21 protein-coding genes and 1 tRNA gene are annotated in these 23,181 nt (G+C 64.0%); 9 read left to right on the forward strand and 13 right to left on the reverse strand.

All coding sequences use genetic code 11. The annotated features are described in order from the left end of the window. The first annotated feature begins 288 nt into the window (after positions 1-288). The gene (locus K7W42_RS20050; RefSeq protein WP_224576938.1) at positions 289-687 is read left to right on the forward strand and encodes a hypothetical protein; all 399 of its coding nucleotides are present in this window, start codon (positions 289-291) and stop codon (positions 685-687) included. Here K7W42_RS20050 and K7W42_RS20055 read toward each other — a convergent pair. Genes K7W42_RS20055 through K7W42_RS20070 form a run of 4 tightly spaced genes read right to left on the reverse strand, consistent with a single transcriptional unit; the run spans position 672 to position 3,957 of the window. Then, on the reverse strand, positions 672-1,136 hold the full coding sequence (locus K7W42_RS20055; protein ID WP_224576939.1) for a hypothetical protein: 465 nt from the start codon (positions 1,134-1,136) through the stop codon (positions 672-674). The two genes, K7W42_RS20050 and K7W42_RS20055, sit on opposite strands and share 16 nt — an antisense overlap. 36 nt (positions 1,137-1,172) lie before the next feature. Continuing rightward, positions 1,173-1,994, reverse strand: coding sequence for a Cof-type HAD-IIB family hydrolase (locus tag K7W42_RS20060; RefSeq protein WP_224576940.1), 822 nt, complete (start codon positions 1,992-1,994; stop codon positions 1,173-1,175). Positions 1,995-2,005: 11 nt separating this feature from the next. After that, complete coding sequence (locus K7W42_RS20065; protein ID WP_224576941.1) at positions 2,006-3,532, reverse strand: M48 family metalloprotease; 1,527 nt, start codon at positions 3,530-3,532, stop codon at positions 2,006-2,008. Then, positions 3,529-3,957 carry a 4'-phosphopantetheinyl transferase superfamily protein gene (locus K7W42_RS20070; protein ID WP_224576942.1) on the reverse strand — a complete coding sequence of 143 codons (429 nt, stop codon included), beginning with the start codon at positions 3,955-3,957 and terminating at the stop codon, positions 3,529-3,531. The genes K7W42_RS20065 and K7W42_RS20070 overlap by 4 nt, the downstream gene beginning before the upstream one ends. Positions 3,958-3,989: 32 nt before the next feature. On the opposite strand from K7W42_RS20070, the gene K7W42_RS20075 reads away from it, so the two are divergent. From K7W42_RS20075 to K7W42_RS20085, 3 genes are all read left to right on the forward strand, one after another. Beyond that, positions 3,990-4,694, forward strand: coding sequence for a HepT-like ribonuclease domain-containing protein (locus K7W42_RS20075; RefSeq protein WP_224576943.1), 705 nt, complete (start codon positions 3,990-3,992; stop codon positions 4,692-4,694). Between the two features lie 641 nt (positions 4,695-5,335). Next, positions 5,336-6,469 (forward strand): carbohydrate kinase, encoded by a 1,134-nt coding sequence (locus K7W42_RS20080; protein WP_224576944.1) that lies wholly within the window; start codon positions 5,336-5,338, stop codon positions 6,467-6,469. Further along, a complete protein-coding gene (locus K7W42_RS20085) occupies positions 6,466-7,425 on the forward strand; it encodes a pseudouridine-5'-phosphate glycosidase (protein WP_224576945.1) in 960 nt (319 codons plus the stop codon). The genes K7W42_RS20080 and K7W42_RS20085 overlap by 4 nt, the downstream gene beginning before the upstream one ends. A 57-nt stretch (positions 7,426-7,482) precedes the next feature. On the opposite strand, the gene K7W42_RS20090 is transcribed toward K7W42_RS20085, so the two are convergent. Next, a complete protein-coding gene (locus K7W42_RS20090) occupies positions 7,483-8,328 on the reverse strand; it encodes a DUF2167 domain-containing protein (protein ID WP_224576946.1) in 846 nt (281 codons plus the stop codon). 145 nt (positions 8,329-8,473) lie between these two features. On the opposite strand from K7W42_RS20090, the gene lpdA reads away from it, so the two are divergent. After that, positions 8,474-9,880: a dihydrolipoyl dehydrogenase gene (gene lpdA, locus K7W42_RS20095; protein WP_224576947.1), complete on the forward strand. Its 1,407-nt coding sequence runs from the start codon at positions 8,474-8,476 to the stop codon at positions 9,878-9,880. Between the two features lie 149 nt (positions 9,881-10,029). Further along, positions 10,030-10,104 (forward strand) — tRNA-Glu (locus K7W42_RS20100). A gap of 326 nt (positions 10,105-10,430) precedes the next feature. Here K7W42_RS20100 and K7W42_RS20105 read toward each other — a convergent pair. Beyond that, entirely contained in the window at positions 10,431-10,928 is a 498-nt protein-coding gene (locus tag K7W42_RS20105) for a hypothetical protein (RefSeq protein ID WP_224576948.1), read from the reverse strand. Between the two features lie 20 nt (positions 10,929-10,948). Further along, positions 10,949-11,386, reverse strand: coding sequence for a helix-turn-helix domain-containing protein (locus K7W42_RS20110; protein WP_224576949.1), 438 nt, complete (start codon positions 11,384-11,386; stop codon positions 10,949-10,951). Positions 11,387-12,582: 1,196 nt separating this feature from the next. On the opposite strand from K7W42_RS20110, the gene K7W42_RS20115 reads away from it, so the two are divergent. From K7W42_RS20115 to K7W42_RS20125, 3 genes are all read left to right on the forward strand, one after another. After that, positions 12,583-12,951, forward strand: coding sequence for an O-antigen ligase family protein (locus K7W42_RS20115; protein WP_224576950.1), 369 nt, complete (start codon positions 12,583-12,585; stop codon positions 12,949-12,951). Between the two features lie 1,499 nt (positions 12,952-14,450). Then, positions 14,451-14,798 (forward strand): winged helix-turn-helix domain-containing protein, encoded by a 348-nt coding sequence (locus tag K7W42_RS20120; protein ID WP_224576951.1) that lies wholly within the window; start codon positions 14,451-14,453, stop codon positions 14,796-14,798. Between the two features lie 29 nt (positions 14,799-14,827). Further along, positions 14,828-15,298: a transposase gene (locus K7W42_RS20125; RefSeq protein WP_255639516.1), complete on the forward strand. Its 471-nt coding sequence runs from the start codon at positions 14,828-14,830 to the stop codon at positions 15,296-15,298. 124 nt (positions 15,299-15,422) lie between these two features. On the opposite strand, the gene K7W42_RS20130 is transcribed toward K7W42_RS20125, so the two are convergent. The 6 genes from K7W42_RS20130 to K7W42_RS23130 form a co-directional block, all read right to left on the reverse strand. Further along, entirely contained in the window at positions 15,423-17,246 is a 1,824-nt protein-coding gene (locus tag K7W42_RS20130) for a polysaccharide biosynthesis protein (RefSeq protein WP_224576952.1), read from the reverse strand. 25 nt (positions 17,247-17,271) lie between these two features. Then, positions 17,272-18,483, reverse strand: a complete 1,212-nt coding sequence (locus tag K7W42_RS20135) for a DegT/DnrJ/EryC1/StrS family aminotransferase (protein WP_224576953.1) — start codon at positions 18,481-18,483, stop codon at positions 17,272-17,274. Positions 18,484-18,601: 118 nt separating this feature from the next. Then, positions 18,602-19,624: a GNAT family N-acetyltransferase gene (locus K7W42_RS20140; protein WP_224576954.1), complete on the reverse strand. Its 1,023-nt coding sequence runs from the start codon at positions 19,622-19,624 to the stop codon at positions 18,602-18,604. After that, positions 19,621-20,574, reverse strand: coding sequence for a DegT/DnrJ/EryC1/StrS family aminotransferase (locus K7W42_RS20145; protein ID WP_224576955.1), 954 nt, complete (start codon positions 20,572-20,574; stop codon positions 19,621-19,623). Before K7W42_RS20145 ends, K7W42_RS20140 begins: the two co-directional genes overlap by 4 nt. Continuing rightward, positions 20,571-21,344: a GNAT family N-acetyltransferase gene (locus K7W42_RS20150; protein WP_224576956.1), complete on the reverse strand. Its 774-nt coding sequence runs from the start codon at positions 21,342-21,344 to the stop codon at positions 20,571-20,573. Before K7W42_RS20150 ends, K7W42_RS20145 begins: the two co-directional genes overlap by 4 nt. Then, complete coding sequence (locus K7W42_RS23130; RefSeq protein ID WP_304524158.1) at positions 21,337-23,178, reverse strand: sugar transferase; 1,842 nt, start codon at positions 23,176-23,178, stop codon at positions 21,337-21,339. Before K7W42_RS23130 ends, K7W42_RS20150 begins: the two co-directional genes overlap by 8 nt. Between the last annotated feature and the right edge of the window lie 3 nt (positions 23,179-23,181).

The following is a 23,181-nucleotide window of genomic DNA, read 5'->3' on the forward strand; positions in this document are numbered from 1 at the left end:
ATTTCATCGAGAATTCTGCTCGATTCAATCGGAGTCCGTATCAGACGGATTCCGTGTGTTTCGTTCAAACATCGGCTCCTTTCCGATGTTCAAACTCCACGCCCGAAACCCGTTTTGCTGCTGCTTCCTCTCGTCAAATTGAATCGTTGAGAATAACGATGCAATCGGAGTCCGTATCAGGACAGTTGAGGGACGTGCCGCGACTCTCCAAAAGAACGGGCCACCCCTGTGCAAGGCGTAAAGCTGCGGTTCATGGCCAGTTCACGGCGGGGCATTAGGCTGCGCCGCGTGAAGTGGCCTGCCCTCTTTGTTGTGCTGCCCGCCCTGCTGTGCGCCTGTCAGGATCAGGAGGCCCGCGCTCAGAACGCCGCCCTTCAGGCGCGGGTTGAGGCCCTGGAAACGCAGGTGCGCGCCCTGCAAGACACTGAGGTCACGGCCCTGCCGGCCGACGTGGGCAAGGTCACCGCCCAGGCAGCGGCCCAGAATTGTGCCAACAGCCTGACGCGAGAGCTAGAGACCTTTCGCCAGAACGGCCTGGACCGGCGTTATCCCACCGCCGCGCAACTGGCGTTGCCGCCCGCCTGCACCGATCAGCGCGTCAACTGGGTGGCGCGCGGCGCCCAGGAGTACACCTTCACGATTACCGACAGCGGCGGCCTGGAACTGGCCCGTCAAAGCGGGTCGTAGCCTTGCCCCGCGACCGGGTCGTCGGAGGTTTCGTCTTCCAGCACAATGCCAAAGGTGGTCACGCGCGTGCCGGTGAAGCCCACCACCAGCGCCCAGACGGCCTGCGGGGCTTTTTCAAAGGTGGCGCTGCGAACATAGAAGGTCTCGCCCTGATTGGTGAAGGTGCGCTCGCCCACCACCTGCCGCTCGGCGCCGTAGGTGGTCACGCCGGCCTGGCGGTAGGCCCGGAAAGCCGCCAGCGACCCCCACTGCCCCTGCACATCGCTGCTAAAGGCATTCCATAGGCCGTCCAGCCGGACCGCGTAGAACTCAGTCAGCAGGGCGCGGCCACGGATCAGGGCCGTGCGCTCGGCGGCGGTGCTGGTGCCCGCGGGCGGGGGCGTGCCCTGCGCGGCGGCCGGCACCAGCAGCGTGAGGCTCAGGGCGACCGAACGCAGCAGGGCAGTCATGGCCCAGGGTAACCGCAGAGGCAGGTCGGGTGGATGTCAGGCAGATAAAGACCCGGCCAGCAGCGCTTCAAGCACCACCGCCACGCCGTCCTCATCGTTGCTGAGGGTGACCTCACCGGCGGCCTGCCGAGCCTCGGGGTGGGCGTTCGCCATCGCCACGCCGCGCCCGGCCCAGGCCAGCATCTCGGCGTCGTTGGGGGCGTCGCCAAAGGCCAGCACTTCGTCACGGGCAATGCCCAGGTGGGCGCACAGCCGTTCCAGGCCCCAGGCCTTGCTCACGCCTTCGGCCAGCACCTCCAAGAACGGCGCGCCGGAATGGGTCACGGCAAAGCCGGGCAGCCCCAGGGCCCGCACCTGCAGGAGCAGCTCATCCGGGTGCAGGGTGGGGTGGCGCACGATGAGTTTCAGGCTGGGCTGGGCCAGCACCTCGTCCAGCGTAAAAGTGCCCATGTCGGCGGGTTCGCGGTTGTGGTCGCTCAGGCGCGCCAGGCCCGCGTAGCCGTCCTGCGCCACAAACACCTCGCCGCCCTGCCGCACCGAGACAAACAGCAAGTCCGGCAGCCGCTCGCGCAGCGCCCCGGCCAGGGCCCGCTGCACGTCGGCCGCCACATGGGCCTCGAACAACACTTCGCCCGTGGGCAGATGCACCCCCTGGGCGCCGTTGCCACACAGCGCCCAGGTAAACCCCAGCGCGGCGGCGCTGGGCCGCACGCTGCGCGGCTGGCGTGCGGTCACCGGCACCACGGGTATGCCCGCTGCACGCGTCGCATGGAGGGCCGCTCGGGTGCGGCGGCTGACCGTCTTGTCGCTGGTCAGCAGCGTGCCGTCCAGGTCGGTGGCGATGAGGCGAATGGGCATGGGCCCACGCCTCACTCGCCGTCCAGCAGGAGGCTGTCCTGGAGTCCTAAGGCCGCCATCTGATCAGGCCACGCGGCGCGGGCCGCAGGCTGCGTCACCATCTGCCAGAGCAGGGGTTCCGGCGTCAGGGTCTGCCCGTGGGCCTGCGCCGCCCAGGGATGACCGGGCTGCACGTGCGCGCGTGCTCCCTGGCGCAGCGCGGCCAGCAGAACACCCAGGGCCAACCAGGCCACCAGGGCATGCCGCTCATCGCCTCCTACCCCCTCGTACTGCAGCTGCGTGAAACGCGCCCGCAGGTGGGCATTCAGGTCGGCGCAGATGGCCGGCACGTCCAGCAGCGTCACGCCGCGTAGCGCTGCGCGCACAGCCTCACTCTGGCTCAGCGCATGCCAGTGCAGGGGCCAGTGCGCCGTGTTCAGGTCATCCCAACGCACAGGCCGCAGCGCTCTGACTGACGCCGGAACATAAAAGGCTTCGCTCCAGCGGTCAGCCTGCCTAAGCAGTGAGCTTAGCTCTGCAGGCGGCAAATGCTCAGGCCGAGGGACTTCTAACCTGTCCAGGCGCGCACGCAGCGATGGATGCGACAGGGTCCCCTCACGCTCTGGAAGGTCCTGCGCCGTCCAGCCCCGCAGCCGCTCGGCCTGCTCACTCCTGAGGAACATCTGAAAGCCCTCAGCCAGCGGCACGCGGAAGCCCGCCTGTGCCAGCGGCACCACCTCCTGCGCGACATAGGCGTCAAACAGGTGAGCCTCAACCGCAATACGGCGCAGGGCAGAGTGGGCGGCGGCCGCCCCCGCCACGCGCTCTGCGGCCTGGTCGGCGGCGTGCTCCTGGGCGTGATTGAGCCGCTCGCTCACCCGCAGGTAGGCGCGTGCCAGGGCCGTCATAGGCAGCGCCAGCAAGTTGCCCAGCAGGAGGTACAGCACCACGGCAGTAGACAGGCCCTGCGGCAACAGCTCAACGGCCCGCTCTGGACTACCTTGGCGCAGGCTCAGGGCCGTGCGGAACATCCCCGATGCCAGACCGGCCAACCGCCAGGCCCGCGCCGCGTCCCCGCCGCCCAGGTGGGCTAATTCATGAGCAATCACGGCCTTAACCTCTGCGCCGGGCAGAGACAGCAGTAAGGGCAATCCCAGGCCCAGGGTGGAGCGGCCCCCCTGCACAGACATATACGCATTCATGTCGGGCAACAGCCGCACTTCTGTGGGCATAGGCACATTCAGCGCGTGAGCAACGCTCTCAATGAGCGCTTTCAGGTCTGGCTCACTGTCAAGCGCTACAGGCGTTCCAAACGGAGCTGGGCGCCGCCGAGGAAATGAGGTCCACCACAGATGAAGGAGCAAACCTGCCGGCATCAGCAGCGCGCCCCACCGCAGCAGGGCTGGCAGCCCCGACCCAGCCAACGCGATGATCACCCACAGGAGAGCGGCACTCACCAGCATGAAGAAGACCCAGTAGCACAGCAGTATCCCCAGAGCCAGGCGACTGTCGCGCTGGATGGTCCCGGGGTGAAGCAAAACTGGAGAAGCAGAGGTCACGGTGTCACTGTAATGGGCGCAGCACTTTCATGGAGACGAATCTCCCGCGCTTCCAGCACCACCACGGCCGAGGCGTGGTCCTTGGTATGGGTCAGGGTCAGGTGGGCCACCCAGCCGCGCGCGGCCAGTTCGGCGGCGATCTCGGGAACAAAGCCCAGGACTGGCGGCGCAAACGGAAAGGGACCATCCGGGGTGCGCTCACGCTCTACCCATACGTCCCGCCAGCCATGCGGGCGTGGCCAGACCTTCTGAAAGGCTTCCTTGGCGGCAAAGCGCGCCGCCAGACTGGGGGCCGGGTCACTCAGCCGGGCGCAGTAGGCCAGTTCGGTGGGCGCAAACAGCTTCTCGGCCCGGCAGCCTTCGCGCGCCAGCATCCCCCGGATACGGGCAATTTCAATCAGGTCGTGGCCCACCGCGACAATCACGGTTCCCAGCATACGTGCCCTATCCTGGCCGGGTGACCCAGAGCACCGAGCCGCTGTTTCCCGATCTGCGCCTTCCGACCATCGCGGCGGCGCTGCGGGGCGCCCAGCCGCTGTGGACCGCCCTGGGGGTCAGCCGCGTGCGTGTGTTCGGTTCGGTGGCGCGCGGCGAGGCCACACCCGGCAGCGACATTGACCTGCTGGTGGACTGGGCGCCCGGCACGCCGCGCGGCCTGCTGGACCTGATGCGGGTGCGCGAGGTCTTTGAGGATGTGCTGGGCCGCCGGGTCGACGTACTGACTGCCGCCCCCCTGCGTCACCCGCTGAGGGGCGAGATTCTGGAAGACGCGGTGGACGTGCTGGCCGTCCCCAACCCCGCCCCCCGCACCCACCGTCCCAAACGCTGGCGCTGGCGCGTGTACGACCTGCTGGCGGCCATTGACCGGATTGCGGCCTACACGAGCGGCCACTCGCTGACGACCTTCACCCGCGACGAGGCCGTGCGCGACGCTGTGCTGCACAATCTCGCCCGGCTGGGCGAAACCACCAAGTTCATTCCCCAGAGTGTGCAGGACCGCGCGCCGCACCTGCCCTGGGCGCTGCTGCGTGACATCCGCAATCTGGTGTCCCACGATTATTTCGGCATCGAGCCGGCGCTCATCTGGCACACGGCGAGGGTGGAGTTGCCAGCGCTGCGGCCGGCGCTTCAGGCGTTGGCGGATGGGAAAGCGGGACTGTAAGGACTGGGCATAGGCAGGGGAGGTTAATTTAAGCCTTCGTCACCCCACCCCCCAGCCCCCAGCCCCAGAGGGCAACGACTTCGCCGCCCTGCGCGGCCTGCGCGTTGCCGCTGACCTCGTTCACGGGCCTGAAACCTGGTGGCGGGGGAGCAGACGTTGGCACTGGGCAGGGGTTGACTGGCGCGGTGGACAAGTGCTGTCTTTCTGCGCTGTGGACGCCGTGGCCCGCCCATCGCCCCACGCCCGCGCGCTGCGCGCACGACGGCTTCCGTTGCTGGCCCTGTGATGGCGTAAGGCTGGGACGCTTCAAACACGAGGTTCTACTTTTAGAAGATGCTGGCGCAACAGCTTTTCAAAAGTAGAACCTGCTGAGCGCACCAAGGCTTCCTGCCCCAGTGCCGCCCAAGTCCAGGCGAGGCCATTGTGCGCGCAGCGCGCAGGCCCTTCCGCTGGGGCAGCGGATGGCGTCGAGGCCAGACACGAAAACGGACAGAGCAAGCCGGCCAACGCCAGTAGCAACTCTTGCCCAGTGCCAACGTTGCCCCCCCCCTACCCCGCTGGGGTAGGGGGGCTGGGGGGGTGGGGAAAAGCAACCTAGCCACCTTGCTTATCACAATAAGTGTCTTTACCATAGAAAAACTATGTCCCTCACCGAAACCGAAGCCGCCCTGCTCGCCCTCATCCGTGCGGCACCCCAGGCCACCCCCGAGGAACTGGCCCGCCGCCTCGGCTCTACCCGCGCCGCTGTGAATGTCCACGTCGGCAATCTGGTAAAGAAAGGCGCCCTGCTCGGCCGGGGCTACCTCCTCCCGCCTGACCTCGGCCCCACCCGGATGGTCGTGGTCGGCGGCGCGAATGTGGACGTGAAAGCCCGCACGCTGGCGTCAGCACTGCCAGGCACCAGCAACCCTGGCGTGACCACCCAGGCCCCCGGTGGCGTGGCCCGCAACGTGGCCGAGAACCTGGCGCGGCTGGGCGTGCCGGTCACGCTGGTGTCGGCGGTGGGGCGCGACGCCCTGGGCGACTGGTTGCTGCGGCAGACCGAGGCGGCGGGTGTGGATATCCGGCAGGTGCTGCGTGCGCCGGATGTCGCCACAGGCACGTATACGGCTGTGCTGGACGACAGCGGCGAGTTACTGGTGGCCGTAGCGGCCATGGCGGCCACCGACGCCCTGACCCCCGCCGCGCTGCAAGAACGGCGCGGCACCCTGCGCGGCGCAGGCTGGGTGGTGGCCGACGGCAACCTGACGGCGCCCGCCCTGGCCCACCTGCTGACCCTGGCCGCCGAGGCCGGCGTGCGGGTGGTGTTCGAGCCGGTCAGCGTGCCCAAGGCCGCCCGCCTGCGCCCAGCCCTGGCGGCTGGCCTGCCCCCTTACGCCGTCACCCCCAATGTCGCCGAGTTGGGCGCGCTGCTGGGCCGTGAGGTGCCGGACGAGCCCCAGGCTCTGCGGGCGGCGGCGGCCGAACTCCACGCTGCGGGCATCACCCTGGTGTGGGTGCGGCGCGGCGCCCAGGGCAGTTTTCTTTCGGCCCCAGACGGCGAAGATAGCCTCCCCGCCCTGCCCGCCCAGGTGCGTGACGTAACAGGCGCCGGCGACGCCATGCTGGCCGCCTTCCTGGCTGGCCTGGCCGCTGGCCTGCCCCCGGCCGAGGCCGCCCGCCACGGCCACGCCGCCGCCGCCCTGACCCTGGAAAGCGACCTCGCTGTCTCCCCCACCCTGACTCCGGCCGCCATCCGCGAGCGCGCCGCCCTGACCCCCAAGGAGTCCCCATGACCACCCCCATCCCTTTTCACCCCGGAGCCGCCACCTACCTTGACCTGCACCCCGAAGTCGCCGCCGCCCTGAAAGAAGGCCGCGCCGTCGTGGCGCTGGAAAGCACCATCATCAGCCACGGCATGCCCTTTCCCCAGAACGTCGAGATGGCGCGCGGCGTGGAAGAGGTCGTGCGCCAGCAGGGCGCCGTGCCCGCCACCATCGCGGTGCTGGGCGGCCGCCTGAAGGTGGGCCTGACCGAGGGTGAACTGCACCTCCTGGCCACCGACAAGGGCGTGGAGAAGGTCAGCACGCGCGACCTGCCCGTCACCGTCGCACTGGGCAAACACGGCGCGACCACCGTGGCCTCCACCATGCGGATTGCCGCGCTGGCGGGCATTCGCGTCTTTGCCACTGGCGGCACGGGCGGCGTTCACCGGGGGGCTGGACAGAGCATGGACATCAGCGCCGACCTGCTGGAACTGGCCCAGACCAACGTATGCGTGGTCAGTGCCGGGGTCAAGAGCATTCTCGACATCGGCCTGACGCTGGAGGTCCTGGAAACCCAGGGGGTGCCCGCCATCACGCTGGGCAGTGAGGAGTTTCCGGCCTTCTATTCACGCCAGAGCGGCTTCGCCTCGCCCCTAACGGTCCAGACTGCAGAAGAGGCGGCCCGCGTCTTGCAAGCCAAGTGGGCCCTAGGCCTGTCCGGCGGCGTGCTGCTGGCCAATCCCATTCCCGAGGCCGCCGAGATTCCCGCCGCCGAGATTGGCGCGCACATTGACCAGGCCCTGACCGACATGGATGCGCTGGGCCTGACTGGCAAGGCCACCACGCCCTACCTGCTGGGCCGCGTGGTGGAATTGACAGGCGGGCGCAGCCTGGAGACCAACATCGCCCTGGTGCGTCACAACGCGGCGGTGGCGGCCCAGGTGGCGGTGGCCTACGCTGAGCTGACCCGGACCACCACAGGCTGAGGGCAAAAGCAGGAGGGGCGGCGGTCTGACTTCTCCGCCGCCCCTCCCCTTGCGGCGTTATCCCCTGGCCCGGCGGCCTAGCAGTCGGCCGAGACCCCCCAGCGCCGCCAGCACCAGCACCCAGCCTTTTTTCAGGAACAGCAGAGCGCCGGCCAGCAGGCCCACCTTCTTGGCCGCCGCCACCCCCAGCAGGCCGGCAAGGCCGTAGGTCGCCACCTTGTCCGTCCCCGAATTGAAGTCCTCGTAGCGTGCGCCCGGCGTAAACGACACCTGCTTGAGCACTGCGGCCATGTCGCGCTTGATCTGCGGCAGTTGAGCCATTCCGGCCACGGCGTTCAGTTCCAGCACGTTGTCACGGCCCAGCACGCGTACGGCGTAATTCAGGGTGTGGTCGCCCGGGCTGTCACTGAAGGTCAGTTCCTTGGCCCAGTACATCTTGTGGGTGGCCGCGTCGTAACGGGGCTGATCGGCCCAGCCCACCAGGCTCACAGTGCCAAAGCCGGCTTCCTCGCGCGCCTGATTGTCCTCGGCGGTGGCGGCCTGCATGGTGCGCATCAACTCGTCGTACTTGATGCCGGCTGCGTCTTGGTCCGAGACGTGACCGTCTTTGCTCTCGGTAATCACCACGCCCCAGCCCTGCTTGGTGCTGGGGTCCAGGCCAGCGGGAACAATCATGCCCAGCACGTCCTCGGCGGCCTCCGGGGGGTTGCCCCACTGGGACACGATGACCTGCTGGGCGCCCGCGGCGTCCAGGTAGCGCAGGCCCGCGCCCGTGTTCAGCTGGGCCTTGCCGCCCAGCAGGCTCACCTGACCGGTTTGATACCGCAAAGGGGCCTCCGCCTCCTGGGCCCCTGCCACCGACAGCCCACCCAGACCCAACATGACCACCACTTTCTTCATCATGTTCTCAGCTTAGGGAGCGTTGACCGGAGACATTGCCACACTTGCGGTGTCCCCCACCGGGGGCAGGACCCTGGCCGCAGAGTGTCCCCGACACAGGAACGCGCCGCTTTTGCGCCCAGAGGCCGGTGGTACGCTCAGAGACGCTATGGATTCTTACGACGTGTTGGTCATCGGCGGCGGCCCAGCAGGCTACGTGGCCGCCATTCGCGCCGCGCAGCTGGGCTTTAAGACGGCCTGCGTGGACGCCTTCGAGCGGGGCGGCAAGGCCTCCCTGGGCGGCACCTGCCTGAACGTGGGCTGCATTCCCAGCAAGGCCATGCTCGATTCCAGCGAGAAGTTTGAAGTCATGCAGCACGACTTTGCCGACCACGGTATCAACGTTCAGGGCGCTACCATTGACCTGGGCAAGATGCTCGGGCGGAAGGCCGCCGTGGTGGACAAGCTGACGGGCGGCGTGGCTTACCTGTTCAAGAAGAACAAGGTGACTTCCTTCTTCGGGCTAGGGCGCCTCGTGCGCCAGGACGAAGGCGGCTGGGTCGTGGACGCCGCCGGCATCGAGGTAAAAGCCAAGCACGTCATCGTGGCGACGGGCAGCAGCCCCCGCGCGCTCCCGCTGGCCCCCTTCGGCCGTCATGTGGTGGACAACAGTGGCGCCTTGGCCTTTGAGGAAGTCCCAGGCCAACTGGGCGTGATTGGCGCCGGCGTGATTGGTCTGGAACTGGGCAGCGTGTGGCGCCGCCTGGGCGCCCAGGTGACGGTGCTTGAAGCCCTCCCCGGCTTCCTGATGGCCGCCGACGACGCCGTGGCCCGTGAGGCCCAGAAGCAGTTCCAGAAGCAGGGCCTGGCCTTCCACTTTGGCGTGAACATCAGCAGGGTCGAGCAGGACGACACTAGCGTCAGCGTGACCTACACCGAAAAAGAGCAGGAAGTCACGGCCCGCTTCGACAAACTCATCGTCTCCATCGGCCGCGTGCCCCATACGGCGGGACTGGGGGCCGAGGCTGTGGGCCTGGCGCTGGATGAGCGCGGTTTCGTAAAGGTGGACGGGCACTTCCGCACCAACCTGCCCGGCGTGTACGCCATTGGCGACGTGATTGGCGGCGCCATGCTGGCCCACAAGGCCGAGGAAGAGGGTGTGGCCCTGGCCGAGATGCTGGCGGGGCAAGCCGGGCACGTCAACTACGACGTGATTCCCTGGGTGATTTACACCAGTCCCGAAATCGCCTGGGCTGGCCTGACCGAGAAGCAGGCCAAGGAGAAGGGGCTGAAGGTCAAAACAGGCCAGTTCCCCTTCAGCGCCAACGGCCGCGCCCTGGGCCACGGCGACCCGCGCGGCTTCGTGAAAGTGGTGGCCGACGCGCAGACCGACAAACTGCTCGGTGTTCATATGGTCGGCCCGAACGTCAGCGAACTGATTGGCGAGGTCGTAGCCATCATGGAATTTGGCGGCAGCAGCGAGGATCTGGCCCGCACCGTGCACGCCCACCCCACCCTCAGCGAAGTGGTGAAGGAAGCCGCCCTGGCGGCCGATAAGCGCTCGCTGCATATGTAAGGCGCTGGCCGGGGTGAGGCAGCACGTTCCTTCTTTGCCCCGGCTTGACGAATCCCAGAAAACCCAGTATCTTTCTGTGCGTGCCGGAAACGGCGCCCCTTGAAAGGCAGTCAGCGGCGGCGAAAGCCAAAGCACAACTGAAGTGGTGTGGCCCCATCGTCTAACGGTTAGGACACTACCCTTTCAAGGTAGCGATACGGGTTCGAATCCCGTTGGGGTCACCAGAATAAGCCTCCGCCTCGGCGGAGGTTTTTGCTTTTGAATGTGAAATTGTTTGACGCCGTTATGGGACGCTGTTCGGAAGGTTTGCGCCTGTGCGTAGCTCAACGCGAAATGGTAGGTCGGCATCTACGAAGGTCAGAGGACACAGGGCTTTAGCAGGCGGCTTGAGAGTCAAGCCTCTTGCTGCATCATTCCTTGCCCTAGTGGATGACCACAGGGATGTCGGTCGTTATTCCTGGGTGGGATAGAGGCCTTGGAGCTTGTCTCGAGTTGCTGATGTCGAAAATTGCCAATTGATGCGGACAGATCAGGCATTGCGGTCTGTTTCTCAGGCATGGAGTTCACGCTCAATGGCATCTTTGCTGGCCACGCGCTGCCCCAGACACTGTCGTTGTAAGGCCGACCATTCCAGCTCAACCATGTTCAGCCAGGAGGCGTGTAGATCCACTCGAATGGGCGGGTCAATCGCCGGGCTTCCTCGGCTGGAAGGTGTTGGTACAGCGCTGCTGGGGTATGCGTCGAGAGCTGATCGAGCACCAGGCGAATTTGTGAAGCGCTCCATGCACTGGAGTTGCACAGCAAAGTCGGCATTCCCTCGTCGATCGGTGACCGTCACCGTGCGTTGACCCGTTAAGGGTTCCAGCGCGACAAAGAAATGGACGGTGCCACAGCGTTTGTACTTATGGTCTACCCGTGCCTGGTGTCTCGGCACGGGGGGCAGTGGATCCCGCACGTGATCAAGCAGCTGGTAGGACTTTTCATTGAAGCAGATGACCGGCCGCAAAGCATCGTAGGGCTGGGCATACGAGTCCAAGACCACTTCCATGCGCCAGACGAAGTCTGCGCCTACCTGGGCGACACACCAACTTTGAACCTGCCACGGTCCCTGCGCGTTTTTTTCAGCGTGCGCCGCACTGTTTCGTCACTGATGCTCTCCACGACACCCAATGTCACCAGCCGGTCGGCCAGCAATTGCATCGTCCACGTCTCCCGGCCGTCGGGAGTAGAGCACACCTCAGCAATCAGGATCGCCGTCTGCTGAGCATTCAGTTTCGGAGGCTGCTTTGGTCGTGCTTTCTCGTACAGAGCGGCCTGAAGACCACCCTCGACATACTTCCTGCGAATGGACGCCACAGTCGCGGCACTCACGCTGTGTCGCTGGGCTATATCTCGGTCCAACAGGCCTTGATCGCTTAGCAAGAGCAGGCATGCGCGCGTCATCTCGGTGAGCTGTTGCCGTTCATCATCGCTCAGCTGCACGACCCACTGTTTCTGTCGGCCCATCCCTGATAATAACGCCTGTCATGCCTGTGGTCATGCACTAGGAGCATCAGGGGTAGCGGTTCGAGGGTGGCGGTAAAGATTAGAGACTCGGACATGCAAGGCAAGAAAGTCCTGTGTTCGCCATCATTGCTTGAAGCCAAGCTGAGCGCGTCCTTTTTGTCGGGTGGAAGCATGGACATCTCCCGAAGAGCTGCCCCAAAACTCCACGGTGGGGATGGCGTCTAGCATGTTGTAGGCCCCATCAGACGTATGGAGATGGAGAAGGAAGTCCACCGCCTCCCTACCTTGGTACCCCTGAAACAGGGTAGAGAGTACTTTACCGCGCTGGTCCAGAGGACATTGAGAACCTCGGCGTAGTTCTTCCCTCAGGAGTAGCGTGGATTTGATGTTTCGCTGTCACAGGGTCTTGTGACAGACTTGAATACTGAATTAGTAGAACAGGTCCTGAACATCAAGCTGCCTCAACAGGAAGCGGTTCTAGAACTGAAGCGCGTAACCGATGCTGTTGAAGGAAAAACGGTGGCAGCAAGGCTTCTGGTCACTCACAGCCCGCCACCCTAGCGGCCTTAAGTTGACAGAATTACCAAGACGGCTGGCGTGGTGAACCTTATGTTCCACTGGCTATTTTGTGAAAGAAAATAGCCCAAGGGCAACAGGAAAGAGCCAGTCACTATAGTCATGGGCGTGAGTGCCTCCTTTGAACCGCACACTGCGCCGCGGTGGCTCCCTGTTTAGCTGACTGGTTTGCTGGTGGCCTATGGGCTTTCTCCCGTTGCACTCCTAGTTCTGCCGCGAGTTGCCTCAGGCGGCGTGGTGACTGCTGGGATTCTATGCCCTCAGCCAGCAGATACCGACCCTACTTGCTCCAGAACCTTTGCTGGCCAGCGTTCTGACTGCTGCGCGGACACTGCTCATGCTGGGATTGATAGGTGAGGGGGCGGCACTGGGTCAGGCCAATCGCTTGATGCCCCTGGGCCTCGGTCTGGGGATGGTGTACATAAGCGCGTTGGTCTACAGCGTCATGGGTGGAACGGATTTCCTGAGTACCCGGCTGACCCATCCGCTTATGACACCCGTCTCACTGGGCCTCGCGGGGGCAGTTGGCATCTGGCTATCGGCATTCGGGTTGGGGAAGCTGGTGTGGATGCTACCTTTAGCGGCCCTAGCGGCAGGCATGTTGCTTCCCTCGGGCAGCCGTGGCCCGCTTACTGGCGGCCGTGGTCGGGCTGCTGATGGGCGCCGCTGTGCGGCAGCGGCAGGGGATAAGGGTCATCCTGCTCATTGGCGCGGCCCTGACTGGGGCTTTACTTGTTGGGGAGCGTCTGGAACTCAGCAGTGTCACCAGACTCCTACAAGCAGACAACACTGGGCGTGACGTCATCTGGAACGACACGCTAGACGTGATCCGGAGCGCCCTGTGGAGCGGGGTGGGCAGCTACCGACTGGGGAGCGGTCTGGATCCTGCTGGCGATTGCGAGTGGTTCACGGGGGCGCAGGGTGAGACCCGGATTTGCCCAGCGTGGGCCAAGCAACTGGGAGACCCGTGGTTGAAGCGCATAACGTGACGCTGCAGCAATTGGCCGAAACGGGGCCGCTCGGCCTTGTAGGCTTGTTTGCTCCGCTCGGCGGGGTATTGACTGGAGCGTGGTATAGCCGTGACCCCCTGGCGCTCGCCGTTACGGGAGGGCTCATGGTGGCAACCTGGAACTACAATACCTTAATAATCCCGGCTGAGCTATTCTGGATGACCGCAGGAGCAAGCCTACTCCACTTCAAGTCAATTCGCTGGACGACAGGGTCCGTCGCATCCACCCTGCTGTTGGTACTCTCGGTGCCGGTACTCGCGCTGGCAGCACCTTCCGCGAAGTTTGCTGGCAAAGTCTCCTTCCTGCAACTGCCTGGTGAGGCGAGTCGCGGGGATCTATATGAAGTCGCCCTTCGGCTCCAGGAACCTACCGGGCAGTCCTGCGAACCTGCCGACGCAGTTGTGCGGCCGTGCAAACTGTGCCATTCACGGTGCAGATAGGCGCTGCACCCGTGGTTGTTCTGAAAACCTGCCTGGCAGAGCAGGGCACTCAGCGCCTGGACTTGCTCCCTTATCCAGGGACATCTAGGTAGCACAGCGGGCCTGGAGCGTGGAGGTGCAGCCATGACAGGGCAGCAAGGGAGGATAGGTTGGGTATGGCCCATGGGTGCTGTAGCTCTGGCCACTGCCGGCTTGCTGAGCCTGATTGAAGCGGCACCCTCAGCGCCGGAACTGGCTCTAATGGTTCCTGAGCAGCGCTCCTCTGCGCCAGCCGTGTTCAGGCCTGGGTACGAGTCGGAGCCTGGAAGTGTCCTGCAGCAAGGCGAAGGGTTCGCGTTGCTGGCGAACGGCTGGGTAGAAGCGCACGTCTGCAAACCTGGCGTCTTGCGTATTAGGGCACGTGGCGACTCAGGTGGAGAGAGTTGGCCACGTTTAGATGTTTCTGTGAATTCACGTTGGCTGCGGAGCACCGAGATTCGTGCGGGACAGACACTGGAACTTGAAGTGCCGGTTGCCGGTCAGGTGGTGCTGGCGTATCTGAATGATTACTACCGTTCGGAGGTGCGCCTCGCGAATCTAGACAATGTCCGACTTCAGGACGCGGGCTGCGCGGCCTTAGAGGTGGTTGTTCCGGCAGCCGCTGGGGCCCGTTGGTTAGCGGAAACCCGAAGCACTTGGCTGGTGAATAGCGTACCAGTAGTATTCACGCCATGCTCTGCAGGCACAGCAAGCAAGAGGCGCATTTCCAGAGCTAAGGTTCAGCCAGGAAGGACAGGTCATTCAGACTGCCAATGCAGGTACTCGCCGGCAACTGCTGCGCTTCCTAAGTAGAGTGCGAATAAGAAGTAGGATTAAGACATGGGCCGCCCGGCACGAAGGATCGAGATCAGCGACGCCGCCGACCAGCAGTTCCGTGCACTGGAATTCAATGTCCATGTGCATCCGAAAGTGTGATTTCGGGCGACCCTACTTCGGTTGCACCGCGCGGGGTGGACGGTCACCTAACTCGCGCAGCACTTTAACCGCAATCCACAAGCGGTGCACCACGATCTGACGCGCTTTGAACAGCACGGCATCGCGGGGCTGGCTGATGGGCAAGCCCCAGGCAAACCACCGCTGGTCACCGCAGAGATCGAGCCGTTCGTGCATGAGAAACTGCACCAAGACCATTTCTGGACGGCTTTGATGTTCTGTGACGCCGTGGCGCAGCACTTTCAGGTGACGATCAGTCCTCGAACCATGACCCAGCATCTGCACCGTCTGGGCTACACCTGGAAGCGGGCGGGGTACTCACCCGCCAAACCACTCGACCCGGCTGTGCACCACAAACACGCCGCGTCCATTGAGACGCTGAAAAGGGGGCGCTGGACGGCAAACTTCGCCTGAGCTTTCTGGACCAGACCGGCCTGGGATTGATGTTGTCCATCGGTTCGACGTGGACCACTCGGGGCTCAGGCTGTCAGTTTGAGATCCCCACACGGTGGGGGCCAAGTGGACGCATCAATCTCATGGGCTGTTTCACGTTTGACGGGGCCAAGACCCACTTGGACGTGCGCGAACTGAATGGAAACTGCACGAGCGCACAGGTCATAGCCTTCCTCGACACCGTGGCACGGTCCTGTGACCCCCAGCGCTTGACCGTGGTGGTGTTGGACAATGCGCCCTTTCACAAGAGCGCTGCCCTGCGGAAGAAGATCCCACACTGGGCGGCTCAGGGTCTGTATCTCCAGTATCTGCCGCCCTACGCGCCGATGTTGAATCACATCGAGACCGTCTGGCGACGACTCAAGGGCTTTTTGATGCCCAGGCGCTGCTACGACTCTGTGGCACAGCTGCGCGATTCTCTCTACATCGCCTTGACCACCCTCGGCGTCCGGTTTGTCTAAAATATATCTGCGAGTTACTTAGTTCAGGCGGCCCCATCACGGTCACGCTGCAAAATCCCTATACTAGGGAAACAGCCGACTGCAACCTCTATCTTGACCGCATGAACTTTACCGCCCTTAACGCTCAACGAATACGGCCAAACTTGTTCTCCGGAATCAGACGCGTCAAGCCGGTCCGTATCGTGTCAGCATCCTCATTCTGAGCATATGCACATAAGACTTCGAGTTCGCGAGCGATAATGGCAGGGTCGACCGCTCCGAGCTTAGCACTGAAAATCTCGCTGTGGGTGGTGGCGTCGCTCCCTTCACTGGCAGTCAAGAGCTCCTCATAAAGCTTTTCCCCAGGGCGCACGCCACTGTAAACGATATCCACGTTCCTGGCACCAGAGAGACGGATGACGTCACGGGCCAGTTCTGCGATCTTAACCGGGTTGCCCATGTTTAGGACATATACCTTGCCGTTTTCGGCGAGACCACCAGCTTGCAGGACCAGTCGGGCCGCCTCTGGAATAGTCATGAAATACCGGACCATCTCGGGGTGGGTCACGGTGATCGGCCCGCCGGCGCGAATCTGGGCCATGAATGTCGGCACTACGCTGCCGCGGCTGCCAAGCACGTTACCGAAACGTACGGAAACCAAGGCCTGGTCTTCCCTCGCCCGCGCCGCACCCGCCGACACGACCATCTCGGCCACTCGCTTGGAAGCGCCCATCACGCTGGTGGGGTTCACTGCCTTATCAGTGGACACATTCACCAGACGGAAAACCCCGAACTCCAGACATAGGTCCACGACGTTTTTCGTGCCAACCACATTGTTGAGGATGGCTTCGGAGGGAACCTGTTCCATAAGGGGTACATGCTTGTGGGCAGCAGCGTGAAACACCACCTCGGGCCGGAATTCCTTGAAGACGGCGCGCAGGCGCTGGGCGTCGCGGACGTCGCCAATCAAACCCACTTGCTTGATCTCAGGCCAATTCCGAATCAGGTCCTGCTGGATTCCAAAGATGCTGTTCTCGCCGCGACCGAAAAGTAGGATGGTGGAAGGAGAGAAGCGGCATAGTTGCCGAACGAGTTCGGACCCGATACTCCCCCCGGCGCCAGTCACGAGGATCACGCGGCCGCGGAGATACCCGGCGATCTCGGCTGTGTTCAGTTCGACAGGTGGCCGGCGCAACAGATCCTCAAGATTGACGTCCCTGATCTGGTTAATGTTCACTTCGCCAGACAGGATCTCAAAAACGCCAGGAATGATGCGGTAGCGCACCCCAGCTTGACCGGCAAGTTCGACGACGCGACGGACGAAATCACCCGGCGCTGAAGGGGTGGCGATTAGAATCTCTTGCGCCTCCTCGCGCTGCACGACTTCAGGCAGGTCTGTAACGGTACCGAAGACCGGCAGTCCGACGATACGCTGGCGCTGCTTGGCCAGTTCATCGTCAAGGAAGCCGATGGGACTCAGACCTGCTTCCGGGTGTCGCTGCATCTCGCGGGCTATGAGAGAGCCGGCGTCTCCCGCACCGACGATCAGTACTCGCCGCTGCTCGCTGCCTGCTTGGCGGCGCGCCTGCTCGTCCAGAATGCGGACCAGGAGACGCGCGCCGCCCATCATCAGGAAGCCAAGGATGCCGCCAAGCAGCGGTACGCTGCGCGGCAACTGCAACCAACTCTGCAAAATGAAACCGGCGGCGAACATCACCAGGGTCGCGACTGCTGCCGCGCGCGCGAGCAGCATGAGATCCTTGACCCCAACCCGGCGCCAGTCTTGGTGTGGAAGCATGTAATACCGGCCAAGCATACCCATCACCACGACGCTGAGGGCCACGTAGCCCCAGACGTTCTGGGGAACACCAATCTCGGTCAGAGAGGGCTTGCGAAAGGCGTAGGCGAGCAGGGCTGCCAGCCCCCACAGCAGCAGGTCAATCAGCGCTTTCACAGGCAAACGTTTCATACACGTACGCCTCGCAAGGAAATGTTCACCGGAGCTGCGCCTCAGCCATCACATGGTCCACAGCGTCGGCCACACGGTGCATGTCCGCCTCCGAAAGGGTCGGATGCACCAGGAACATCAGGGAGGTCTCACCGAGTTCCTTCGCAGCAGGAAGACGCTCCGCCGGACCATAGCCTGCGTCGATAAACGCCTTCTCCAAGTAAATCTCGGAGCACGAGCCGCTGTAGCACGGTACACCCAGAGCGGCCACAGTGTTCATGACGCGGTCACGATCCCAGCCCGGAGCCAGGCGTTCAGGGCTCACGAACATATAGTACTTATAATAGGCGTGTTGAATGTCTGCACCTGGCAGAGTCAACCGCAAGGCAGGATGCTTCGCGAAACGTTCGGTCAGGATGGCGGCGTGTGCCCGCCGACGTTCGGTCCAACTGGGCAGCTTCCGCAGTTGCAGGCGCCCAATTGTGGCCTGGACCTCTAGCATGCGCCAATTGGTGCCAAACGACTCGTGCAGCCACCGGAAGCCGGGCGGATGCTCGCGGTTGTATACGGCGTCGTGGCTCTTGCCGTGGTCCTTGTAGGCCCAGGCCTTCTTCCAGATCTCGCTGTCGTTCAGGGCGAGCAGGCCGCCTTCCCCGCCAGTGGTCATGATCTTGTCCTGGCAGAACGAGAACGCGCCTGCGTGGCCGATGCTGCCCACCGGGCGGCCCTTGTAAAAGGCGCCGTGGGCCTGAGCGCAGTCCTCTATGACGATAAGGCCGTGCTCGCGGGCCAACTCCATAATGGGATCCATGTCGCACGGCCAGCCGGCCAGGTGAACGGGGATGATAGCCCTGGTCTTCGGAGTGAGCGCAGCCCGGATGGTCTCAGCTGTGATGTTCTGAGAAACTGGATCTACATCGGCGATGACCGGTACGCAGCCGCGCATGACGGCCGCGCTGGCCGAAGCGATAAAGGTGCGGGCCGTAGTGATAACCTCATCGCCGGCCCCAATCCCGAAGGCGTGCAGGGCGAGTTCCAGAGCCAGCGTGCCATTGTGCAGCGCGATAGCATGATGAACCCCAAGGTACTCGGCGTACTCGCGCTCGAATTCGCGGGCTTCTGTCCCGGTCCAGTAATTGACCTTGCCGGACTGAAGGACGGCTGTCACCGCCTGCACTTCGTCAGATTCGAAGATAGGCCAGCCGGGGAAGGTAGGAGCCGCTGTAGAAGGGGCATGCTGATTGATCGTGTTCGTCATGGTCATCTCCGATGAGTAGGCTTCAGTTGCACGGAGACCGCACAATGTTCGCAGTATTCTCTAGAAGCGGACTCGACTTCTGACGAAGACTTCATTGTTGCCATGTTCAGGGGAAGACTCATGATTCCGTCAGATCAGCAGTGACCAAACCTGGAGCCCGGTATGCAGGGAAGAAGTCGGGGGTCAATTCACCCAAATCGGCACGGCGAGTATCCACCAGGCCCTGGTACACGTCGAGTTCGGCGATGAGTTGAACACCGAAATAGGGCTGTACACCATCTTTATCAAAGGCACGCTTATAACGAAAGATGCCATCATCTGCGGCGTAGCCCCCACCCAGGACGTAGCCGGCCTTGCCTACAGTCCTCCCATACTCAATCACGGCGTACTTGAGCAAATCATTGGGCGCGTGAGCGAAAAATTCCTGGCGGGTACCGCCTAGGTATGAATAGAGGAAGCGCTCACTCTGAAGCACCAGTTCTACCGAAGCCAGTTCACCCTCAGGGCCACGTACTTCCGCAAGCATGAAGTTGCCTGGCAGGTCGCTGGCAATGGCGGAAAAGAAGTCGCCGCCAAAGTGATACCACTCCTGTGCACCACGCCGTTGCATAGTGTCCAGATACACTTCGACGAAGCCTGGCAGGTCGGAGAATTCCGGCAGCACCTGCGCGGTCAGCCCGGCCCGCTGGGCTTTATTCACATTTTTTCGGACCTTGTGATCAAAGTGCTTCCACTGCTCTTCCGGAGAACGGGTCACATCTACTACCACGTTGTCGCGCAGTTTCACCCACGCGTAACCGGGCAGGTCCAATTCGGGTGGTTGACGTTCCAGCGCGGAGCGCACAAACAGGGTCAGTACCCGCTCACGCCGCATCCACTCCAACACTGCTGGGTAGAAGCCCTCGTCTGGGTCGCCGTAGGGACCGCCATAGCCATAAGGTGAGGTGGCATCACGCCACCCAACCTCATCCTGCAGGGACCGCAACACAAGCGGGAGCAGCCCACCGCATCCGTAAAGTGCTCCTGCCTCCCCACCCTCGGCAAACAGCGCCACGTAGTCGGGATGCGCGAATGGTTCGCGTCCGGCCCTCTCCCAGGCAGCCAGCCACTCAGCACGGTCAGCGGCGGTGAGGAGTTTCATTCCTGCGCCGCTCTCAAGGCCGATTGGAACGACTGCATCATGCCGGGAATGTGTGCCGGGTCAAGGTCCTGATGCACCGGGAAGTTGATCACCGATTTCGAGAGCGCCATCATCTCAGCGAAGTCCTCCTGCACCGGCCCGATCAGGGTGTGGTACAGACTCACCATGCCGTAGCCGTCGGCGTTCATGGCGTGGTAGATGTGGTCGCGGTCGCCTCTGCGGATACGGACAGGCAGGGTCTGGGGCACGTCGCCCGGCGCCAGCTCGGGCCACAGCAGCCCGAACTCACGGCCACATTCGGGCAGCTCGCGCAGGGCCGCCAGCACGGCTTGGGCGTGGCGGCGCCGCGCTGCTCCAATTGCCGCCCAGTCGTAATTCAGAATGAAGCGGGCCAGTTCGGGGGCCGTTTCGTGCTGTTCGGCGAGCAACCGGGCGTTGCGATAGGCGATCATGCCGCCCTGGGCGCCCGGCGTGGGGAACATCTTGTGCAGCGAGTACAGGTTGATGTCCCCCCGCGACCCGGCTACTCCACCAAGCTGCGCCGAGTAAAACCCGTGGGCCAGGTCCTCGACCAGCAGGGCGCCGTGACGGTCGGCCAGCTCGCGCACGGCCTCCAACTGCGGCTCGGTGCGTCCGTAGTAATGGATCAGCACCAGCACCCGGTAACCGCGTTGCAACTCGGCTTCCAGCTTGCCCAGATCCACCGTCAGGTCGGGGTTGAGGTCGTAGAACCCGGCGCGTAGGCTCAGGCCCTGCACCGGGTCGTACACCCCACTGCCCTCACGCGACGACCAGCCGATGAAGGCGGGCAGCAGCACCCCGGCTCCCGGATCCGGCAACACGGCCGGCTGGGCCAGGAAATCCTGCATGCCCTCGCGGGCCGAGCGGTAGAACAGAGTGGGCAGACGGTGCGTCTGCGGGCTGGTGGCGGTCTTGGTGATGTGGGTCATCGGTTCTCCTGGGGACGCTGCCACCGTAATCGTAGAGATTGATTGAACGCCTCGGCCTCAGGGTGTGGGGGAAGTGGGCTGGCGGGCGCGATCAGCAGCGCCTCCTGAAGAGCCGGAAACCCTGCGCCCACCGTAGCCAGCAGGCCATCGTCGGCAAACTCTGCCGGGCTGGGGCAACGCAAGACGCGCTCGCCCATTCGCCCCAAACGCACCTCTCGCCCGGCGAAGCGCAGATGCAGCTCACAAAAGCCGTAACGTTCGAAGGCGGCCAGAGCCTGGGGCCAGTTCAGCAACTGCACAGCTCCCGCCGCCGGGGAGGGCAGCGCGCGCCCCCACCAGGTGGTCCGCGAGGCTTCCTCAAAGCCCATCCGCCGGTACAGCGTGAGCGCTGGCAGGTTGTCCGCAAACACGTCGAGCTGCATTTCCCTGAGATGGGGAGATTGAGCCAGGTGGTCCTCTATCAGCCGCTGGGCCAGCCGCTGGCCGCGCGCCTGCGGCGAGACACAGATATACGACAGAAACCCCGTATGGGGGTCCGACTGCCGGAATTCGGCGTAGCCCAGCAGCTCGCTGTCCTGGGACTTGGCGCCCAGGTAGAGACGGTCGGGATGCAGCGCCGCTGCTTGCAGGTAAGCCGCTAAAAATGCCTCGGAACCCTGCTGGGTTGCGGTCATGTAGGGGTGAAGGCGGGGGGCGAAGCTCTCACGCACCAAGCGCTGGGCGGCGGGGGCGTCGGCGGGTTCGAGGGGTGCAATGGTGAGTTCAACCATGGGCCAGCTTGTTCCGACGTTCGTCGTCGAGGTTCTGCATGATCGACTCGGCGTCCACCACCACCCCGCTGCGCCCCAGCACCTTCTGCACCGTCATCCACAGGATTTTCTGGTCCAAACCAAGACTCATATTCTGTACGTACCACACGTCCATGCCCAGGCGGTCGTCCCAGGAGGCCATATTCCGGCCGTTGACCTGCGCCCAGCCGGTGATTCCTGGGCGCACGTCCAGGCGCTGGCGCTCCCGCGCAGTGAAATAAGGAGTATAGCGCATCAGCAGAGGCCGTGGCCCCACCAGGCTCATGTCGCCCTTGAGGACATTCAGCAGCCCGGGCAGTTCATCCAGGCTGGTCGAGCGCATCCAGGCTCCAAACGGGGTCAGGCGCCGCGCGTCGGGTAGCAGCTCACCGTCCGGCCCGCGCTCGTCGGTCATGGTGCGAAATTTGTACATCCTGAAGGCGTCACCGTATCGCCCGGGGCGCACCTGCTGGAAGATCACCGGACTGCCCAAGCGCGAGCGCACCAGTGTAGCGAGGGCGAGCATGGGAAGGCCCAGAGCAGCCAGGGCCAGGGCTGAGACTGCCACATCCACCAGCCGCTTGACCGGGTTATAGGCACTCCCCCCGCGTGCCGCCGCCGCCAACAGCTCGGCAAAGCGTGCGGCGCCCACCCGCAGGGCCAGATGCTCCTCGTAGTACCGCGCGCCACGTTCACCCATGCGCCGCCTGTCCTCCGGGGAGAGCGCCATCAGCTCACGCACCACTGCCGCCAGGGCCGCCGCGTCCTGCGGAGGGAAGGTCAGCCCGGCCCCAGCCTCCTGCACCAGCGCCGCCGCGTCGCCGCGCACGCCCATCAGCAGAGGTTTGCCTGCCCGTAGGTTGGCCTGGGTCTTGCCGGGAATCGTGATGGCAAAGAGTGGATCGTCCTTGAGGTGAATCAGCAGTGCGTCGGCCAGCGCCAGAATCTCCCCAATCTCGCTGGGCGGGCGGCGCGGCAGGAAGTCCACGTTGGTCAGTCCCCGCTCACGGGTGCTTTCCCGCAGCCGCTCTTCCTCGACCCCGCCGCCAATCATCACGAAGCGAGCCGCCTCGTCGCGCAGCTTCTCGGCAGCGTCGAGCACGGTGTCCAGCGCCTGCGCCCAGCCCATGTTGCCCGCGAAGACCACATTGAACTTGTCCGCAAATCCTAGCTCGTGGGCACGCTCGGGGGGCGGCGGGGTGAGGTCGGTCTTGTCCTCGTTGGTCCAGTTGGGAATCACACTGACCTTATGCTCGGGCACGCCGCGTTCGATCAGCTTCTCCCGAAATCCAGGCGACAGGACAGCGATTCGTGCGGCCCGGCGGTGGACCACGTCCATAAAGCCGCCTACCCCGCGCAGCACCGCCGCGTTTTCCATCATCCCGGTCGCGGCCAGGGTGTCGGGCCACAGGTCCTGAATGTCGTATACGAAGGGCACACCCTTCAATGCATGCAGAACCATACCGGGCAACGCTGCGGTGGCCGGAGGGTGGTACACGTAGGCCACGTCCGGGCGACGCAACAGCAGGGAGCCGATGCTGGCCGAGGCCGCGTAGGACAGGTAGTTGGCGGCCCGCTTGACCCCAGAGCCGTCATGGCTGGGGTAAAGCGGCACACGCAGCACTGCCACACCGTCCACCACCTCGCGCTGCCAGGGACGAATGCGGTAGCCGGGGTAGACCTGGCCACCGGGATAATTGGGGAACCCAGTCAGCACCTCGACTTCGTGACCCAGGCGCTGCAACTCGCGGGCAAAGAGCAGGCCCTTGAAGGTGGGTTCGGGGTCAAACCACTGGGTGATCAGGAGAATTCGCATGCC

This window comes from Deinococcus betulae, from assembly GCF_020166395.1.
Taxonomy (GTDB): domain Bacteria; phylum Deinococcota; class Deinococci; order Deinococcales; family Deinococcaceae; genus Deinococcus; species Deinococcus betulae.

What these genes read in the sequence shown, in the direction of transcription:
- K7W42_RS20135 (WP_224576953.1), bottom strand. Translation starts at nt 18,483, where the DNA reads ATGACGAACACGATCAATCAGCATGCCCCTTCTACAGCGGCTCCTACC.
- K7W42_RS20140 (WP_224576954.1), bottom strand. Translation starts at nt 19,624, where the DNA reads ATGAAACTCCTCACCGCCGCTGACCGTGCTGAGTGGCTGGCTGCCTGG.
- K7W42_RS20085 (WP_224576945.1), top strand. Translation starts at nt 6,466, where the DNA reads ATGACCACCCCCATCCCTTTTCACCCCGGAGCCGCCACCTACCTTGAC.
- K7W42_RS20145 (WP_224576955.1), bottom strand. Translation starts at nt 20,574, where the DNA reads ATGACCCACATCACCAAGACCGCCACCAGCCCGCAGACGCACCGTCTG.
- K7W42_RS20125 (WP_255639516.1), top strand. Translation starts at nt 14,828, where the DNA reads ATGTTGTCCATCGGTTCGACGTGGACCACTCGGGGCTCAGGCTGTCAG.
- K7W42_RS20150 (WP_224576956.1), bottom strand. Translation starts at nt 21,344, where the DNA reads ATGGTTGAACTCACCATTGCACCCCTCGAACCCGCCGACGCCCCCGCC.
- K7W42_RS20090 (WP_224576946.1), bottom strand. Translation starts at nt 8,328, where the DNA reads ATGATGAAGAAAGTGGTGGTCATGTTGGGTCTGGGTGGGCTGTCGGTG.
- K7W42_RS20130 (WP_224576952.1), bottom strand. Translation starts at nt 17,246, where the DNA reads ATGAAACGTTTGCCTGTGAAAGCGCTGATTGACCTGCTGCTGTGGGGG.
- K7W42_RS20055 (WP_224576939.1), bottom strand. Translation starts at nt 1,136, where the DNA reads ATGACTGCCCTGCTGCGTTCGGTCGCCCTGAGCCTCACGCTGCTGGTG.
- K7W42_RS20080 (WP_224576944.1), top strand. Translation starts at nt 5,336, where the DNA reads ATGTCCCTCACCGAAACCGAAGCCGCCCTGCTCGCCCTCATCCGTGCG.
- K7W42_RS20110 (WP_224576949.1), bottom strand. Translation starts at nt 11,386, where the DNA reads ATGGGCCGACAGAAACAGTGGGTCGTGCAGCTGAGCGATGATGAACGG.
- lpdA (WP_224576947.1), top strand. Translation starts at nt 8,474, where the DNA reads ATGGATTCTTACGACGTGTTGGTCATCGGCGGCGGCCCAGCAGGCTAC.
- K7W42_RS23130 (WP_304524158.1), bottom strand. Translation starts at nt 23,178, where the DNA reads ATGCGAATTCTCCTGATCACCCAGTGGTTTGACCCCGAACCCACCTTC.
- K7W42_RS20105 (WP_224576948.1), bottom strand. Translation starts at nt 10,928, where the DNA reads ATGGAAGTGGTCTTGGACTCGTATGCCCAGCCCTACGATGCTTTGCGG.
- K7W42_RS20060 (WP_224576940.1), bottom strand. Translation starts at nt 1,994, where the DNA reads ATGCCCATTCGCCTCATCGCCACCGACCTGGACGGCACGCTGCTGACC.